This window comes from Nocardia ninae NBRC 108245 (assembly GCF_007990755.1).
GTDB lineage: Bacteria > Actinomycetota > Actinomycetes > Mycobacteriales > Mycobacteriaceae > Nocardia > Nocardia ninae.
The window spans coordinates 1-15,110 of sequence record NZ_BJXA01000131.1 but is presented as its reverse complement, the minus strand read 5'-3'; the positions used below and the strand labels follow the sequence as shown (position 1 = coordinate 15,110).

The 15,110-nt window shown below is 68.6% G+C and carries 15 protein-coding genes; 11 read left to right on the top strand and 4 right to left on the bottom strand.

All coding sequences use genetic code 11. From position 1 onward, the window contains the following. Positions 1–43: 43 nt before the first annotated feature. Positions 44–1,069: a PDR/VanB family oxidoreductase gene (locus NN4_RS42780; RefSeq protein WP_147143682.1), complete on the top strand. Its 1,026-nt coding sequence runs from the start codon at positions 44–46 to the stop codon at positions 1,067–1,069. A gap of 67 nt (positions 1,070–1,136) precedes the next feature. Here NN4_RS42780 and NN4_RS42775 read toward each other — a convergent pair whose 3' ends face one another. Beyond that, complete coding sequence (locus tag NN4_RS42775) at positions 1,137–1,814, bottom strand: TetR/AcrR family transcriptional regulator (protein ID WP_147143679.1); 678 nt, start codon at positions 1,812–1,814, stop codon at positions 1,137–1,139. 172 nt (positions 1,815–1,986) lie between these two features. Between NN4_RS42775 and NN4_RS42770 the strand changes: the two genes are divergently transcribed. The 3 genes from NN4_RS42770 to NN4_RS42760 all read left to right on the top strand — a co-directional run bounded on the left by NN4_RS42770 (position 1,987) and on the right by NN4_RS42760 (position 5,601). Then, a complete protein-coding gene (locus tag NN4_RS42770) occupies positions 1,987–3,558 on the top strand; it encodes a succinic semialdehyde dehydrogenase (protein WP_147143676.1) in 1,572 nt (523 codons plus the stop codon). Positions 3,559–3,589: 31 nt separating this feature from the next. After that, complete coding sequence (locus NN4_RS42765) at positions 3,590–4,420, top strand: SDR family NAD(P)-dependent oxidoreductase (protein ID WP_147143672.1); 831 nt, start codon at positions 3,590–3,592, stop codon at positions 4,418–4,420. 104 nt (positions 4,421–4,524) lie between these two features. Continuing rightward, entirely contained in the window at positions 4,525–5,601 is a 1,077-nt protein-coding gene (locus NN4_RS42760; protein ID WP_147143669.1) for a S8 family serine peptidase, read from the top strand. A gap of 26 nt (positions 5,602–5,627) precedes the next feature. Here the strand turns inward: NN4_RS42760 and NN4_RS42755 are convergent, their stop codons facing one another. Then, the gene (locus tag NN4_RS42755) at positions 5,628–6,440 is read right to left on the bottom strand and encodes a putative protein N(5)-glutamine methyltransferase (RefSeq protein WP_147143666.1); all 813 of its coding nucleotides are present in this window, start codon (positions 6,438–6,440) and stop codon (positions 5,628–5,630) included. Between the two features lie 111 nt (positions 6,441–6,551). Then, positions 6,552–7,421, bottom strand: coding sequence for a YdcF family protein (locus NN4_RS42750; protein ID WP_147143663.1), 870 nt, complete (start codon positions 7,419–7,421; stop codon positions 6,552–6,554). A gap of 254 nt (positions 7,422–7,675) precedes the next feature. On the opposite strand from NN4_RS42750, the gene NN4_RS42745 reads away from it, so the two are divergent. The 7 genes from NN4_RS42745 to NN4_RS42715 all read left to right on the top strand — a co-directional run bounded on the left by NN4_RS42745 (position 7,676) and on the right by NN4_RS42715 (position 14,619). After that, on the top strand, positions 7,676–8,527 hold the full coding sequence (locus tag NN4_RS42745) for a bifunctional 5,10-methylenetetrahydrofolate dehydrogenase/5,10-methenyltetrahydrofolate cyclohydrolase (RefSeq protein WP_147143660.1): 852 nt from the start codon (positions 7,676–7,678) through the stop codon (positions 8,525–8,527). A 192-nt stretch (positions 8,528–8,719) separates the two neighbouring features. Further along, a complete protein-coding gene (locus tag NN4_RS42740; protein WP_147143657.1) occupies positions 8,720–10,054 on the top strand; it encodes an MFS transporter in 1,335 nt (444 codons plus the stop codon). 77 nt (positions 10,055–10,131) lie between these two features. Beyond that, on the top strand, positions 10,132–10,851 hold the full coding sequence (locus NN4_RS42735; RefSeq protein ID WP_135231869.1) for a GntR family transcriptional regulator: 720 nt from the start codon (positions 10,132–10,134) through the stop codon (positions 10,849–10,851). Between the two features lie 126 nt (positions 10,852–10,977). Beyond that, entirely contained in the window at positions 10,978–11,520 is a 543-nt protein-coding gene (locus NN4_RS42730; RefSeq protein ID WP_147143652.1) for a thiamine pyrophosphate-binding protein, read from the top strand. Positions 11,521–11,522: 2 nt separating this feature from the next. Next, positions 11,523–12,113: a thiamine pyrophosphate-dependent enzyme gene (locus NN4_RS42725; protein ID WP_147143649.1), complete on the top strand. Its 591-nt coding sequence runs from the start codon at positions 11,523–11,525 to the stop codon at positions 12,111–12,113. Beyond that, complete coding sequence (locus NN4_RS42720) at positions 12,110–13,489, top strand: aldehyde dehydrogenase family protein (RefSeq protein ID WP_147143646.1); 1,380 nt, start codon at positions 12,110–12,112, stop codon at positions 13,487–13,489. The genes NN4_RS42725 and NN4_RS42720 overlap by 4 nt, the downstream gene beginning before the upstream one ends. Continuing rightward, positions 13,486–14,619: a mandelate racemase/muconate lactonizing enzyme family protein gene (locus NN4_RS42715; RefSeq protein WP_147143644.1), complete on the top strand. Its 1,134-nt coding sequence runs from the start codon at positions 13,486–13,488 to the stop codon at positions 14,617–14,619. The genes NN4_RS42720 and NN4_RS42715 overlap by 4 nt, the downstream gene beginning before the upstream one ends. Before the next feature lie 9 nt (positions 14,620–14,628). On the opposite strand, the gene NN4_RS45560 is transcribed toward NN4_RS42715, so the two are convergent. Then, a partial coding sequence (locus NN4_RS45560) for a DUF8176 domain-containing protein (RefSeq protein ID WP_503826351.1) occupies positions 14,629–15,110 on the bottom strand: 482 nt, incomplete at its 5' end.

The following is a 15,110-nucleotide window of genomic DNA, read 5'->3' as shown; positions in this document are numbered from 1 at the left end:
GACGGCCGTCGAGGAGGGGCATCGGCCGGGGCCGGGACTGCGGATGATCGCGACGGTGGCCGACGCGTACAAGCGGGTCTTCGCCGAAGTGGATGCGGCGCAGCTGCTTTCGCGGCCGCAGCCGGTGCGGCACACCGGGTACGACTTCACCGTCGTCGTCGATCGGATCGAGCAGGCGGCCGACGAGGTGGTCAGTGTGCTCCTGACCGATCCGGACGGTGGCTTGCTGCCGGCGTGGACGCCCGGCGCGCATCTGGACGTGTTCCTACCGTCGGGGCGTCAGCGGCAATACTCGCTGACGAGCGATCCGGCCGATCGTCGGCAGTATCGAATTGCCGTGCGCTACATCGCCGCTGGCGGCGGCGGATCACGCGAGATCCACGAACGGTTGCAGGTCGGCGACCGGCTGACGGTGCGAGGACCGCGCAACGCCTTCCCGTTCATCGAGGCGCCGCAGTATCTGTTCGTCGCCGGTGGCATCGGGATCACGCCGATCCTGCCGATGGTCGCGGCCGCCGAGCGGGCCGGAACACGTTGGCGGCTCATGTATCTGGGCCGCTCGCGCTCGCGGATGCCGTTCCTGGGTGAGCTGGCGTTGCTGACCGGCGGCGACGTGGTGGTCCGCCCGGACGACGAATTCGGCATGCCGGATCCGCGCATGATCTTCGAGCAGACACCGACCGGTGCCGCGGTATACGTCTGCGGCCCACCGCCCTTGGCCGAGGCGGCGCGCCAGGTGTTGTCGCTGCACGATCCGACGGCCTCGCTGCACACCGAGCGGTTCTCGCCGGTGCCGGTGCGCGACGGCGCACCCTTCCGTATCCGGCTGCGTCGCAGCGGCGCCGAGGTGGACGTCGCGGCCGACGAGTCCGCGCTCGCCGCGATCCGGCGTCGGCTGCCCGGCGTCGCCTACTCGTGCCAGCAGGGATTCTGCGGCACCTGCCGGGTCGGCGTACTGGCGGGGGAGGTCGACCATCGGGACCGGTTCCTGTCGGACGGCGAACGTGATCGCACCATGCTGACCTGCGTATCGCGTGCGCGCGGTACCGAACTCGACCTAGACCTGTGAACTCGGCGATCAACGTCGCTCGCCGAGTTCGCGGGTCAGCTACCCGCTGACCCGCAACCGTCCGTAGTCACGGCGCTGCCGGGAAGATACCCGGCAGCTGCAACGCGTATTCGAGATCTGTGCGGGTGCCGAGCGTGGTCAGCAGCACGCGGATCATCGTCAGCCGCGCCGCGGCAACCGTTTCCGCGTCGGGCTCGGCCCCTGGTTCGGTGCCCGCGGAGATGCGGTAGACCACGTACTCGCACACATGCAGTGCCGCATCGAGATCGAGCGGACTGGGTACGGGGCGGCCGAGCTCGGTGAACGTCTCGCGGACCAGTCTGCGGATATCGTCGAGTGCCCGTTCCCGATACGCCGACACCGGCGAGGCCGGATCGTGCAGCTCGGCGAACAGCGGCCGCAGCATCGCACCGTGGCCACCCGCCCAGTCGAGGTAGGCGTCGATCAGCCGGATGCCGAGCTCGACGGGTTCGTCGGTGCCGGTCAGCGCCACCCGGATGCCCTCGACCAGGCCGTCGTTCGAGGTGTTCAGCAGCACGTGCAGCGGCTCGGTCGCGTTGCCGAAGTAGCGGTAGAAGGTCGGCCGGGCCAGCCCGGCCTGCTCGATGATCTGCGCGACGCTCAGCCCGCGCGAGCCGTTGCGGGTGAACACCTCGGCGGTCGCGAGCACGATCCTGGCGCGGACCTCTTCGGCCTGCTCCCGCGTCTGCGGCGGCCTCCCGCGCCGCGTGGTCGCCTCGGTCATCGCAGCACTCCACAGACATGGTGCTGCTTCACAGCGAGCAGCCTGCCGTGTCTGTGTTCCATGACGAAGAGCTTGACACGAGGTGTGGCACGCCTATTAATCTAACACTAGTGTTCAGTTAAAGGCGGATGCGCGCACGGCTCGTCCGACCGTCCTATCGAGAGGGCCGACAATGACGACCGCCCCCCAGCTCGCCGCGGCAGACGCGTTGCCATCGTCGCTGGTCCAGCCCCTGCTCGACGGTGCTACCGCGGGCGGTGCACCCTCGGTAGAGGTGTTCGCGCCCGCCACCGGGCAGAAGATCGCCGACCTGCCGCAGTCCTCGGTCGCCGACATCGACCGGGCGTTCGCGACGGCCCGTGCGGTGCAGCAGGAGTGGGCGCGCCGCCCGATCCGGGAGCGCGCCGCGGTGCTGCGCCGCTTTCACGACATCGTGCTCGCCGAGCAGGACACCATCCTCGACATCGTGCAGACCGAGACCGGTAAGTCCCGCGCGCACGCCTTCGACGAGGTCGGCGATGTCGCCGTCAACGCCAGGTACTACGCGCAGGTCGCCGCCAAACTGCTCGCCACCCGCAAGCCGCGCGGCGTGCTGCCGGTGCTCACCCAGGTCGATGTGCGGCACCGGCCCAAGGGTGTGGTCGCGGTGATCTCGCCGTGGAACTACCCCCTCGCGCTGGCCGCCTCCGATGCGCTGCCCGCCCTGGTCGCGGGCAATGCGGTGGTCGCGCGACCGGACAACCAGACCGCGCTCACCGCCCTGTGGGCGATCGACGCCGCCGAGCGGGCCGGCCTGCCGCGCGGCCTGTGGCAGGCGGTACTAGGGCGCGGCTCGGTGATCGGGCACGAGGTGATCGGGCGCGCGGACTACGTCGACTACACCGGTTCCAGCGCGACCGGCCGCACCATCGCCCAGCAGGCGGGGGAGCGGCTCATCGGCTACTCCCTCGAACTCGGCGGCAAGAATCCGTTGGTGGTGCTCGCCGACGCCGATGTGTCCCGGGCCGCCAAGATCGCGATCCGCGCCTGCTTCGCCTCGGCCGGGCAGCTGTGCGAGTCGATGGAGCGAATCTATGTGCACGACAAGGTGTATGACCAGTTCGTTGCCGAATTCATCGAGCACGTCAAGGGTATCGAGCTCGGCGGTGGCCTGAACTACGACAGCGACATGGGTTCGCTCACCTTCCCGCGCCAATTGGCCACGGTCCGTTCGCATGTCGAGGACGCGGTGGCCAAGGGCGCCACGGTGCTGGCCGGCGGGCGGGCGCGACCCGATCTCGGTCCGTACTTCTACGAGCCGACGGTGCTGAGCGGCGTGCGGCCCGGCATGACCGTGTACCGCGAGGAGACCTTCGGCCCGGTCGTCTCGATCTACCGGGTCGGCAGCGACGACGAGGCGGTCGAGCAGGCCAACGACACCGCCTACGGCCTCAACGCCAGTGTCTGGACCAAGGACATCGCCCGTGGTCGCGAGGTCGCGGCGCGGATCAACGCCGGTTCGGTGAACGTCAACGAGGGCTTCATCGCGGCCTGGGGCAGCGCCGACGCGCCGTCCGGCGGCCTCGGCATCTCCGGCACCGGGCGCAGGCACGGCGCCGAGGGCCTCCTCAAATACATCGACACCCAGACCATCGCGGTGCAGCGGATGCTGCCGATCGCACCGCTGCCCGGCATGTCCGAGGAGCTGTGGGCCAAGACCATGACCTTCTACTTCGGCCTGATGAAAACACTGCGCCAGAAGTAACTTTCAGCGATATCGACAGGGATAGGGACGGATGAAACTCGACACGGTTGCGGGCAAGAAGGTTCTCGTCACAGGCGCCGCGATGGGCCTTGGCAAGCTGTTCGCCGAGCGCGCGGTGCGCGAGGGCGCGGCCGCGGTGGTGCTGTGGGACATCAGCGAGGTCGCGCTGAAGGAGACCGCCGCGGAGCTCACCGGTCTCGGCGGCACCATCCACCACTTCGTGGTCGACGTGTCCGCGCCCGCGGCCATCACCGAGGCGGCGGAGTCGGTGCGCGCCGAGGTCGGCACCATCGACATCCTGGTCAACAACGCGGGAATCGTCCGGGGCAACAACTACTTCTGGGAAACCGAGAACCGCGCCGACATCGAGAAGACGATGGCGATCAACGCGCACGCCCCGATGTACGTCACCCTTGAATTCCTGCCCGCCATGGTGGCCGGTTCGACCGAGGCCAGGGTGCTGACCATCGCCTCCTCCGCGGGGCTGGTGTCGAATCCGCGGATGAGCGTCTACGCCGCGTCCAAGTGGGCGGCGCTCGGCTGGTCCGACTCGGTGCGCATCGAACTGGAGCAGGCGGGCCACGACCACGTGAAGGTCACCACGGTCTGCCCGACCTACATCAACACCGGAATGTTCGACGGCGCAAAGGGTTTCCTGTTCACGCCGATCCTCGAGCAGGACGCGGTGGTCGACACCTCGTGGCGCGAGATGAAGAACGGCAACCCGCTGGTGATCCTGCCGTGGACCTCGCGCCTCAACAAGGCGCTGTCGGGGATCCTGCCGATCAAGTTGCGCGACCTGTTCCTCAACTCCGTCGGTGTCTACCACTCGATGGACGAGTTCACCGGTCGCAAGAAGTAAGCGACCGCCGTCAGCAACCGTTCAGTAACGCGATGTCCTCGGGCCGGGATGAAGTCAGCACACGCCCGGCCCAGAAGATCGGGCATCGATTCTTGGAGCCGACCATGCGGACCAAGCGCAGCTGGACCTCGATGACGCTCTGCCTGACAGTAAGCACGGTTGCCGCGACGGTGGTCGCCCTGGCAACCCCGGCGAACGCCGCGACCAATGACCCCCTGTTCGGCAAACAGTGGGGTCTCACCCAGATCAAGGCCACCCAGGCGTGGTCGACGAGTACCGGCGCCGGGGTCGTGATCGCGATCGTCGACTCCGGCGTCGACCTGGACCACCCGGATCTGCAAGGCAAGCTCGTCCCCGGTGCCACCTTCACCGGCTGTCCCGACGGGCAGCGGCCGTGTGGCAACGGCGACTGGAAGGGGCCGGACGGCGTCGGCTCGACCATCGACGTGCACGGCACCCACGTGGCGGGGATCGCGGCCGCGGCGACCGGCAACGGCATCGGTATCGCCGGGGTCGCACCCGACGCGCAGATCATGCCGGTGAAGGTGGTCGAGAACATCGGCACCTATGAGGACATCGGCGAGGGCGTGCGATGGGCGGTCGATCACGGCGCAGACGTCGTCAACCTGAGCTTGAGCGGTCTGCCGAACGACCAGCTGCTGGCAGTGGTGGGGATCGAAAAGCGGCTCTCCGATGCGATCGCCTACGCGGTGAGCAACGGTGTCGCGGTCGTGGCCGCGTCGGGCAACACCGCCCTTCCGCTGTGCTTGGATCCCGCGTACACCCGCGACGTGATCTGTGTGGTCGGCACCGACCGCCAGGAGCTCAAAGGGTGGTACTCACACTTCGGTCTCAAACCGGATCTGAAGATCGTCTCGGCACCGGGTGGTGCGGGCTTGATCAATTGCGATGACAACGTGTGGTCTTCGGTCCCGCGCGGGACCGGTACCGGGACCTGCGGTCAGGGCGACTACGACGCGGTCGCCGGTACGTCGATGGCAAGCCCGCACGTCGCGGGCGTCGCAGCGCTGCTGGCCGCGCAAGGACGGAGCGTGCCGGATATCTACAGCGCCATCCTTCGCACCGCGCGTACGCCGTTCGTCCCCGGTCCGCCGCGCGGGGTCTACACCCCGTTGTACGGGTACGGCATCGTCGATGCCGCGGCAGCTGTCGCGGCGTAGCGGAGCGTCGGCGTCCGCACCGGAAGCTACACCCCGCCGGTTGGTCTGGTTCCGATGACGACGGTGGCGTAGTGCTCCTCGGATTCGGCGATCCGGCCGGCGAGCCCGTGCTCGGCGAGCACGGCGATCGCCGCAGGAGCCTGCTCTTCGCTGGACTCGACCAGCACGTGACCGCCGGGGGCGAGCCAGGATCGGGCGCCTTCGGCGACGCGGCGGAAGATGTCCAGCCCGTCGGGCCCGCCGTCTAGGGCGGTGCGCGGTTCATGATCGCGGGCCTCCGGCGGCATATGCGCGATCATCTCGGACGGGACGTAAGGGGTGTTGGCGAGCAGGATGTCGATGCAGCCGAGGAGTTCCTCGGGCAGTGGTTCGAAGAGGTCACCCTGATAGACCGGCGCGCCGAGTGGGGTGAGGTTGCGGCGGGCGCAGTCGACCGCGACCGGGTCGATGTCGGCGGCGGCCAGCGTCACGACGGTGTGCTCGGCGGCCAGGAGAGTGGCCAGCGCCAGCCCCAAAGCGCCTGAGCCGCAACACAGATCGACCACGACCGAGTGCCGGTGCCGCGCTCGGGTCAAGCGGGCGGCCTCTTCGACCAGGAACGCGGTGCGCTGCCGAGGTACGAAAACTCCGGGGGCGACCGCGACCCGCAGCCCGTGGAACTCGGCCCAGCCGAGCAGATGCTCCAGCGGCGTGCCGGAGACCCGCCGCGCGACCAGGTCGTCGAGGTCCGCGCCGGTTTCCGCGGCGGCGGCGGTGAGCAGGCGGGCCTCGTCCTCGGCGAAAACGCAGCCCGCCGCGCGTAAGGACGCGACCACTTCTTCCGTACTACCTGCTGCCATCACTGGGCCATCCTGCCGTGCCAGGGCCGGGCGCAGCCAGCGAATTTCCCCGTGATCTCGCTCGCCCGCCGGGGATCCGCACCGTCGTGCGGACCCCGGGCGCGGGCATACTCAGCGCGAAGTGGCCAATTCGAAGGTGCGCGTGGCATCGAGATAGATGCCGCGCTGCGACTGCCTGGCCGGCGGTGGCAACTGGGAGACCAGCTGCTCCAGCGAGGTGGTCGCGCCGACCACGGTGGTGCCCGCCACGATGAAGTCGGCGACGGCGCGCCGGATGTGGTTGGGCGAGGTGACGACCACCGCGCTCGTCGCGCCGACATCGCGCAGCAGCTTGGTGCTGAACAGGGCGTTCTGCACGGTCGACCCCGCGCGACCCTCCACGTGGATCCGGTTCGGGGGCACGCCGTGGCCGATCAGCCAGCCTGCCATCGCGTCCGCCTCGGTGATGCCGTTCTGCGGGTTGCCGCCCGTCACCACGATGGGGGACAGGGGCGAGGCGATCGATTGCAGCCAGGCCGCGGTCAACCGGTTCACCAGTTCCGGGCGCAGCGCGCCGTCCGGCAGCAGGCCGTAGCCGAGCACAACGATGCCGGTCTGCGGTCCGACCAACGCAGGCAACGGATTCGGCAACGTGCCGACGGCCGCGGCGATGGCGTTGAGCACGTGGTTGGTGCCCGCCGCCTTGCCCGGGTCGACGGCGTTGAGCCGCGCCATCGCGTCGGCGAGTGCGGGCAGGTCACCCGCGTAGTGCGACCAGATGGCCTGTAGCGACAGCGCGTCGGCGTCGGCGGGGTCGGCGCCGATCAGGGCACGCAGGTCGGCGCGTCCGGCGACGTCGTTGCCGTCGGTGAAGTTGCGCTGGGCGGAGTTGTAGAGGTCGTCGGTCACGTCGGCCTGGGCCGGGGCGCCGGCCAGGCCGGTGAGGGTGATGGCCGCGAACAACGCCGCGGCTAGCTGTTTCGAGTGCCTCGAGATCTTCACTACAGTCGACACCTTTCCGCGAAAATGCTGTTGATCGGCGAGCTGGACGATCGGCAAGAAACGGGTCTGGCACGTGCTGGCAGTTAGCCATGGGCAAGCAGGGATCACGATACGGCGGGGTGATCTGGAAATCGCGTATTAGCCGGGCGGATTCTGCGGCTTATTTCCGGCATCGGGACAAACCGGGCGGGCTGCGACACAGGACCTAGGCGCAGTCGCGGCGGGCCGCGCGGCCCCGGATAAGGTATGACAGCGTGGATACCGTTTCGCTGACCGGCAAGGAACTCGCCGCCGCCATCAACGCCGACACCAAGCAGCGCGCCGCCGCACGCACCGAGGCGGGCGCCGCGCCGCGCCTGGCCCTGATCGTGGCGACCGACGACCCGGCCAGCGCCTGGTACGTGAACTCGCTGCGCAAGGCCGCCGAGCGTCTCGGAATCGCCTGCGACACCGTGGATCTCGGCGCCGACGCGAGCGCGGACACGATCCGCGCGGAGCTCGCGGCGCGCAGTGCGGACAGCGCGACCGATGCGATCATGCTGCAGACACCGCTGCCCGCGGGTATCTCCCTCGACGACGTGAGCTCCGCGATCGTCGCGACCAAGGACGTCGACGGCGTGAGCCCGCTCTCGCTCGGCCTGCTCGCCTCCGGGCTGGACGGCTTCGTGCCCGCCACCGCCGAGGCGGTGGTCGAGTTGCTGAAGCAGCATGAAATCCCGCTCGAAGGTCGGCATGTCGCGGTGGTCGGCCGCTCGAACATCGTCGGCAAGCCGCTGGCCCAGCTGCTGCTCGCAGAGAACGCCACGGTCACCGTCTGCCATTCGCGGACCGCCGACCTGCCCGCGGTCACCTCGGCCGCCGACATCGTGGTCGCCGCGGCGGGGCGGATCGGCCTGGTCACCGGTAAGCACGTGCGCGAAGGTGCGGTCGTCATCGACGTCGGCACCAACGAGGCCGCCGACGGCGGCATCGTCGGCGATGTCGACGCGGAGTCGGTGCGCGGCAAGGCCGCCGCCCTCAGCCCGGTGCCCGGCGGCATCGGGCCCGTCACCACCGCGCTGCTCATGCGCCACGTCGTCGTCGCCGCGGAGAACGCGAGCGACTGACAGACCGCAGCATCGCAGGCTTACGGCCGGTCCGGGAACATCCCGGGCCGGCCGTCGCCGCTTCCTCGACACGTCGGAGAAAGTCTTGTGCGCCGCGTCACAGCATGAGTAGCATGCCACTCATCAAGTGAGACATGTTACTTAGCTAGGTGGCATGCCATCACAGCTGGCTCTGTGCTGTGGAGGAAAGAGATGGATCGTTCGATTCCCCGGGTCGAGGGGGACGTGCTGCAGGCGACCACAATCCGGAAGATCACCCGCCGGATCGTGCCGTTGCTGATGATCGGCTACATCGTGAGCTACATCGATCGGATCAACGTCAGCTTCGCCAAGTTCGGCATGGAGGAGACGTTCGGCATGACCGCGACCCAGTACGGGTTCGCGGCGGGCATCTTCTTCGTCGGCTACGTGCTGGCGGAGGTGCCGAGCAACATCGTCATGAACAAGGTCGGCGCCCGGATCTGGCTCAGCCGAATCCTGGTGACCTGGGGCATCATCGCCACCCTGACCGCGTTCGCGACGAGCGTCGAGATGGTCTATGTGCTGCGCTTCCTGCTCGGCGTCGCGGAGGCGGGCTTCTTCCCCGGCATCCTGGTGTATCTCACCCGTTGGTACCCCAATGCCCAACGCGCCAAGGTGATCTCGACGGTGATGGTGGCCATCCCGGTGGCCAGCGTGCTGGGCAGTCCGCTCAACGGATGGATACTCGACACCTTCGACGGCGCACTGGGATTGGACGGCTGGCGCTGGGTATTCATCGTCGGCGGCCTGCCCGCGGTGCTGCTCGGCGGCGTCTTCTTCGTCGCGCTCACCGAAACACCAAGGGAGGCAAAGTGGCTCAGCGAGGCCGAGCGAACGTGGTTGGTCGAGACGCTGGCCGCCGAGAACGCCGAACGCGCGCGCACGGCACCCGCCGGTCATCTGGCGGCGCTGCGGAACAAGCGGGTGCTCGCGCTGTGCCTGGCCTACTTCCTGGTGCTGTGCGGTGCGTATCCGCTGGCCTACTGGATGCCGACGGTGGTCAAGGAGGTCGGTGACGGGCTGAGCAGCACCCAGATCGGCTGGTTGTCGGCGGTGCCGTTCCTGCTGGCCGCCATCGGGATGTACGTCACCGGCCGGCTGGTCCGGGCCGAGGGGTCGTCGCGGCCGGTGCTGGTCGCGCTGGGTATCTCGGTGGTGGCGTTCGCCATCACGGCGTTCGCGCTCGGGTCGCCGCTGCTGGCGTTCGCCGCGATCACGGTGGCCACGATGGCCGCGCAGACCGCGAAACCGCTGTTCTGGTCGGTGCCGACGGCCTATCTGGCGGGCGCGGGCGCGGCCAGCGGTATCGCGCTGATCAATTCGCTCGGCAATGCGGCCGGGTTCGTCAGCCCGTATGCGTTCGGCTGGATCAAGGACTTCTCCGGCGGGCGCACCGGTTTCGCCATCGCCGTGATGATCATGGCCAACGTCGGCGCGCTGCTCGTGATCGGTGTGATCGCCGCGCGGTCCAGGCCACGTCGCGCCTCGTCGGTGGAGACTGTCTGAGCGACTATGCTGGGGAATCGCCCGGGGACGGTGTGCCACGGGCGATTTCCCGTTGCTCTCGGTCGTGAAGAGGTGCCTTGTCGCAGGATGCGGTAGACAGCAAGTCCGAGCAGATCGCTGCCGAGATCCGGGACGCGATCCGGCAGGGGCGGCTCGAGCGCGGCATCCTGTATTCGTCCCGTGAGCTGGGCGAGCGGTTCGGCGCCTCGCGGACGCCGGTGCGCGAAGCGCTGTTGAAGCTGGCCGATCTGGGCCTGGTCAAGATCGAACGCAACCGCGGCGCCAGGGTGCTCGGGCAGGACGGGCGCGGCATCGTCGACCTGTGCAGCCTGCGGGTGCTGCTGGAACCGCCCGCCTGCCGCAGTGCCGCCGCCGTGATGACCAGCCGTGACGACGAAGCCATGCTCGCCGAGTATCGGATCATGGAACGCACCGCCGACGGCGGCGCCGAATACTTCGCCGCCGACGAGCGGCTGCACGAACTGATCCTGGAGGCCAGCGGCAATCGCCGCTTGGCCAAGGTGGTCAACGAGTTGCGGCAGACGCTGGCCCTGGACGGCAGGCACAGCGTGCCGCGGTATCAGACGGTCGACACCGCGCTGAAAGACCACTGGGACATCATCGATGCGCTGCGCAAGCGCGACGGAGTCGGGGCCGAGCGCGCGATGCGCAAACATCTGGTGCGCTCGGGCGATCTGCTCGTCGCGCACAGCAGCGACGACAACCGCGGCTTGGTCGCGGAGTGGCGGCGGTGGGTCTCGGTGTCCGTCCCCGAGGGTGACCAAGTCATCTACTGACAATCCCGTCCGAATCCTGATCGGTGTCACGCATATTTGAGTGTTGCATGCTACTCACGTTCAGTAGTATGTTGCAGACACCAAAGAGGCTGCGTTCGAGCAGCCGGTCCGGCGAAGGGACATTCGGTGAATTCCAACTCGTATGCGGCGTCCGTCGCCAGCGGCATCTGGGCGGCGGAGGTCGATCTGGTCGGTTATGTGCCATCGGTGAGCGTGGCACCCGTCATCACGGCGCTGGTCGACACCAGCGGCGGCGCCGCTGGCAGCTCCGAGCGGGTGTTCCCGCTCTCCAGGGAAGAGGAAGCGGCCGGGCTGATCGGCGCGCTACCGCTGACCGGCAAGCTCGGCGCGATAGTCATGCAGGACAACGGTTTCGGTAACGCGCTGACGGCACTGACCACGTTCAACGTGGCCTACCACCTGCCCATGCTGATCGTGGCGAACACGCGCGGCGGGCTCGGTGAGTACAACTCGATGATCCACACATTCAGCCAGCACGTGCCCCGTGTGCTCGAACAGTTCGGGATTCCGTTCTTCGAACTCGACCGGCGCAGTGGGCCTGCGGACTGGGCGGCAGTGGTCACCGAGGCCGGGGTGCACGCGCGCATGACATTTCGGCCGGTGGTGGTGCTAGCGCACTTCTGGGCGACCGACGGCAAGGCGGCCTGATCGTGAAACGTATTGACGCACTGCGGATTATCGCCGCACAGACCAGCGACCTGCCGGTGGTGGTGACCTGTGCCGCCTCAAGTAGAGAGCTGGCGGCGGTCGCGGATCGGCCGAATCATCTGTATCTGCTCGACGCGATGGGTTTGGCGGGTTCCGTCGCGACCGGCATCGCGCTGGGGATCGCGGACACGGATGTGCCGAAGGTGGTGGCGATCGAGGGTGACGGATCGCTGCTGATGAACCCGAATGTGCTTGCCACCGGCGGCTTCCTGCGGCCGTCGAAGCTGGTGATGGTGTTGCTGGACAACGGGGTGTACGGCGCGACGGCAAATTTGCCGACCTATGGCGCACGCATCGATTTAGGGGAGCTGGCCACTGCCGCGGGTTGGACGGTGCGCCGCGCAGCCGATCCCGAGGAGCTGGCGGCACGATTGGCCGAAGTGTTGAGTTCGGATGGCCCGGTGCTGCTGCACGTGCGCATCGCGGTCGGCAACGCCACCGATGTGCCGAAGCTGCTGCAGAACCCGGTGATCCTCGGGCGACGCTTCCAGGATTGGCTGGAGTCGCGGTCGGCCGAGGAGGTGGTCCGGTGATCACCACGAGCAATCCCGCCGACGGAAGTCCCCTCGAGGCCTACGCTTTCACCTCCGACCATCAGTTGTCCGCGCTGCTCAATCGAGCCGTCGCGGCGGCGCGTCGCGCGGCCGACGAACCGATCACGGACCGCGCCGACCGGCTGCGCCTGCTGGCCGCCCGATTGCGGGCCGACTCGCACACGTTCGCGCTACTGATCACCACCGAGATGGGTAAACCGATCGGCCAGGCCGTCGCCGAGATCGAGAAGTGCGCGTTCACCTGCGATTACTACGCCGATCACGTCGCCGAACTCCTTGCGCCGCAGGCGGTCGACGTGTTCCCCGACAGCGGGCAGATCCGAATCCGGCCGCTCGGCGTGCTTTTGGCGATCATGCCGTGGAACTATCCGTTCTGGCAGGTCTTTCGGTCCATGCTGCCCGCCGTCGCGATCGGCAACACGGTGCTGCTCAAGCACGCCGACAACGTCACCGGTTGCGCGCTGGCCGTGCAGCGCCTGTTCGACGAGGTGTACGGCACCGGCGTGCTGACCAGCGTGGTGCTGCCGCCGGAGCGGATCGGTGCGGTCATCGATGATCCGCGCATCGCGGCGGTGGCGTTCACCGGCAGCAATCGGGTCGGCGCGATCGTCGGCGCCAGGGCCGGGCAAGCGGTCAAGAAGGTGGTGCTGGAGCTCGGCGGGTCCGATCCGTTCATCGTGTTGTCCGACGCCGAGGTGGCCGACGCGGCGGCGGCAGCGGTGCGCTCCCGGTTCCTCAACGCCGGGCAGAGCTGCATCGCCGCGAAGCGAATCATTGTGGAGCAGAGCATTTTTCCCGAGTTCACCGAGGCGATGGTGGCCGAACTCAGCAAGCTGGTGGTCGGTGATCCGACCCTGCCTGGCACCGATATCGGCCCGATGGCCCGCGCTGACCTGCGGGACGAGCTGCGCAGGCAGTTGACCGCGACGGTGGCCGGCGGGGCCGAGGTACTGGTCGGCGGTGCCGGCGATACCGGGCCGGGCGCCTGGTTCACGCCGACCATCGTCGCGGTGCCCGATGCGTATTCCGTTGCCTTCCAAGAGGAAACGTTCGGCCCGCTCGGTGCGGTGCTTTCGGTCAATTCGGCCGCCGCGGCGCTGGCGGCTGCCGAGGCCTCGGCGTACGGCCTCAGCTGCTCGATCTGGGGTCGTGACCTCGGCCGGGTCGAGCAACTGGCGGCCAGGGTCGCGGCGGGATCGGTGTTCGTGAACCGGATCTCCGAATCCGACCCGCGCCTGCCCGTCGGCGGGGTCAAGGCCAGCGGGCACGGCCGGGAGCTGAGCAGCTACGGCGCTACGGAATTCGCCAACATCCAGGCGGTACGCACCGCCCCATCCGCGAGGAGCACTCGATGACCATCACTCGAATCTCGGCCCGCGTCGTCGGCATTCCGGTCGACAAGCCGACCCGAATGTCCAACCGCGACTTGACCGATCGGCACTACGTGCTGGTGGAGGTCACCGACGACACCGGCGCGACCGGACTCGGCTACACCTATGCCGGGACCAGCGGCGGCACGCTGACCAAGTGCGCGGTCGACGACGTGCTCGCGCCGGTCTACCTCGGCGCCGACCACAATGACGTGCACGGACTGTGGGGCCGCGCGTACCAGGAGGCGCTGCTCGCCGGCCGTCGCGGCGCGGTGCTGCGGGCCCTGTCGGCCATCGATATCGCGCTGTGGGACCTGCGCGCGAAACGCGCCGGGCTACCCCTGGCCAGCCTGCTCGGCGGCGCGACAACTCCGCTGCCCGCTTATGCCTCCGGCGGCTACTACCGACCCGACGAGGGCGAATGGGCCGACGCCGTCCGCAAGGAGATCGAATTCAATGCGGGCCAAGGGTTTATCGATCACAAGATCAAGGTCGGTGGACTGAGCGTGGCCGAGGACGCGCGCCGGGTCGCGGCCGCGATCGAGGCGATCGGCGACACCGGCCGGCTCGCCCTCGACGCCAACAACGCCTACCGCTCGGTGCACGAAGCACGCACGGCCATCCAGGCTTTCGAGCGGGCGGCGGGGGAGCGGGAGCTGTGGTGGTTCGAGGAACCGCTCGGACCGGACGCCATCGCCGGGCACGGCGAACTCGCCCGGCAGATCCGCACACCGGTCGCCACGGGCGAAATACACCAGACCCGTTGGGAATTCCGGCAGCTCATCGAGGCGGGCGCGGCGTCGATCCTGCAGGCCGACGCCGGAGTGGTCGGCGGGGTCACCGAGTGGCTGCGGGTCGCGCACGCCGCCGACGCCTTCGGCTTGCAGATGGCGCCGCACTGGCATCACAACCTGCACGTCCACCTGTGCGGCGCGGTCGCCAACACGCTGGTCGTGGAGTACTTCGCGCTGGAGAAGGGCATATACAACTTCGAACTGCTGCTCACGCCCGAGACGCGGCTGCGGTACGGGGCCAACCAGGTGCAGGTGCCGTTGCGGCCGGGGCTCGGTATCGAGCTCGACGAGGAAGTCGTCGCCAAGTACGAATTTGCCTGAGCGCCAGGCCTATTGGCCGGGGCTGATGGCGCTGATGAGGGTGCGCCCGCCCTCGGTGGTGGTGGTGACGAGCTGCGGGTTGTAGGTGACCGGCGGTCGTCCAGGACGGTTTTCGGTCACCACCACCATGTACTGGCCCGCGAACGCGCCAGGGGTGATCGCGACGCAGTAGGTGGTGCCCGCGGGCACGCTGTCGATGCCACGCTGGATGGCCGCCGCGGGCTCGACCGCCGCGTCCGGGGTGGTCGCTGCGCGGGCCTCCTCGCCGGAACGCGCGACGTAGTACGCGTGCTGGAAGGCGAAGATCGCGCCGGGGCCGGAGTCGAAGTTGCCCGGGTCGTTGCCCTTGATCCGGTTGCCGACCCGCTCGGCCGTACATTGGGTGGCCGAGGAGGCGGCGGGCTCGCCGATCCGGGGCGGATTGGTCGCGGCCGTGGGCGGTTCCGCGTCGCCGCCGAAGAAGAACACGACGGCGGCGGCGGCCAGGGCGG

Coding starts and splice junctions, on each gene's coding strand:
- NN4_RS42760 (WP_147143669.1), top strand. CDS start 4,525: ATGCGGACCAAGCGCAGCTGGACCTCGATGACGCTCTGCCTGACAGTA.
- NN4_RS42770 (WP_147143676.1), top strand. CDS start 1,987: ATGACGACCGCCCCCCAGCTCGCCGCGGCAGACGCGTTGCCATCGTCG.
- NN4_RS42715 (WP_147143644.1), top strand. CDS start 13,486: ATGACCATCACTCGAATCTCGGCCCGCGTCGTCGGCATTCCGGTCGAC.
- NN4_RS42740 (WP_147143657.1), top strand. CDS start 8,720: ATGGATCGTTCGATTCCCCGGGTCGAGGGGGACGTGCTGCAGGCGACC.
- NN4_RS42775 (WP_147143679.1), bottom strand. CDS start 1,814: ATGACCGAGGCGACCACGCGGCGCGGGAGGCCGCCGCAGACGCGGGAG.
- NN4_RS42755 (WP_147143666.1), bottom strand. CDS start 6,440: ATGGCAGCAGGTAGTACGGAAGAAGTGGTCGCGTCCTTACGCGCGGCG.
- NN4_RS42780 (WP_147143682.1), top strand. CDS start 44: ATGATCGCGACGGTGGCCGACGCGTACAAGCGGGTCTTCGCCGAAGTG.
- NN4_RS42765 (WP_147143672.1), top strand. CDS start 3,590: ATGAAACTCGACACGGTTGCGGGCAAGAAGGTTCTCGTCACAGGCGCC.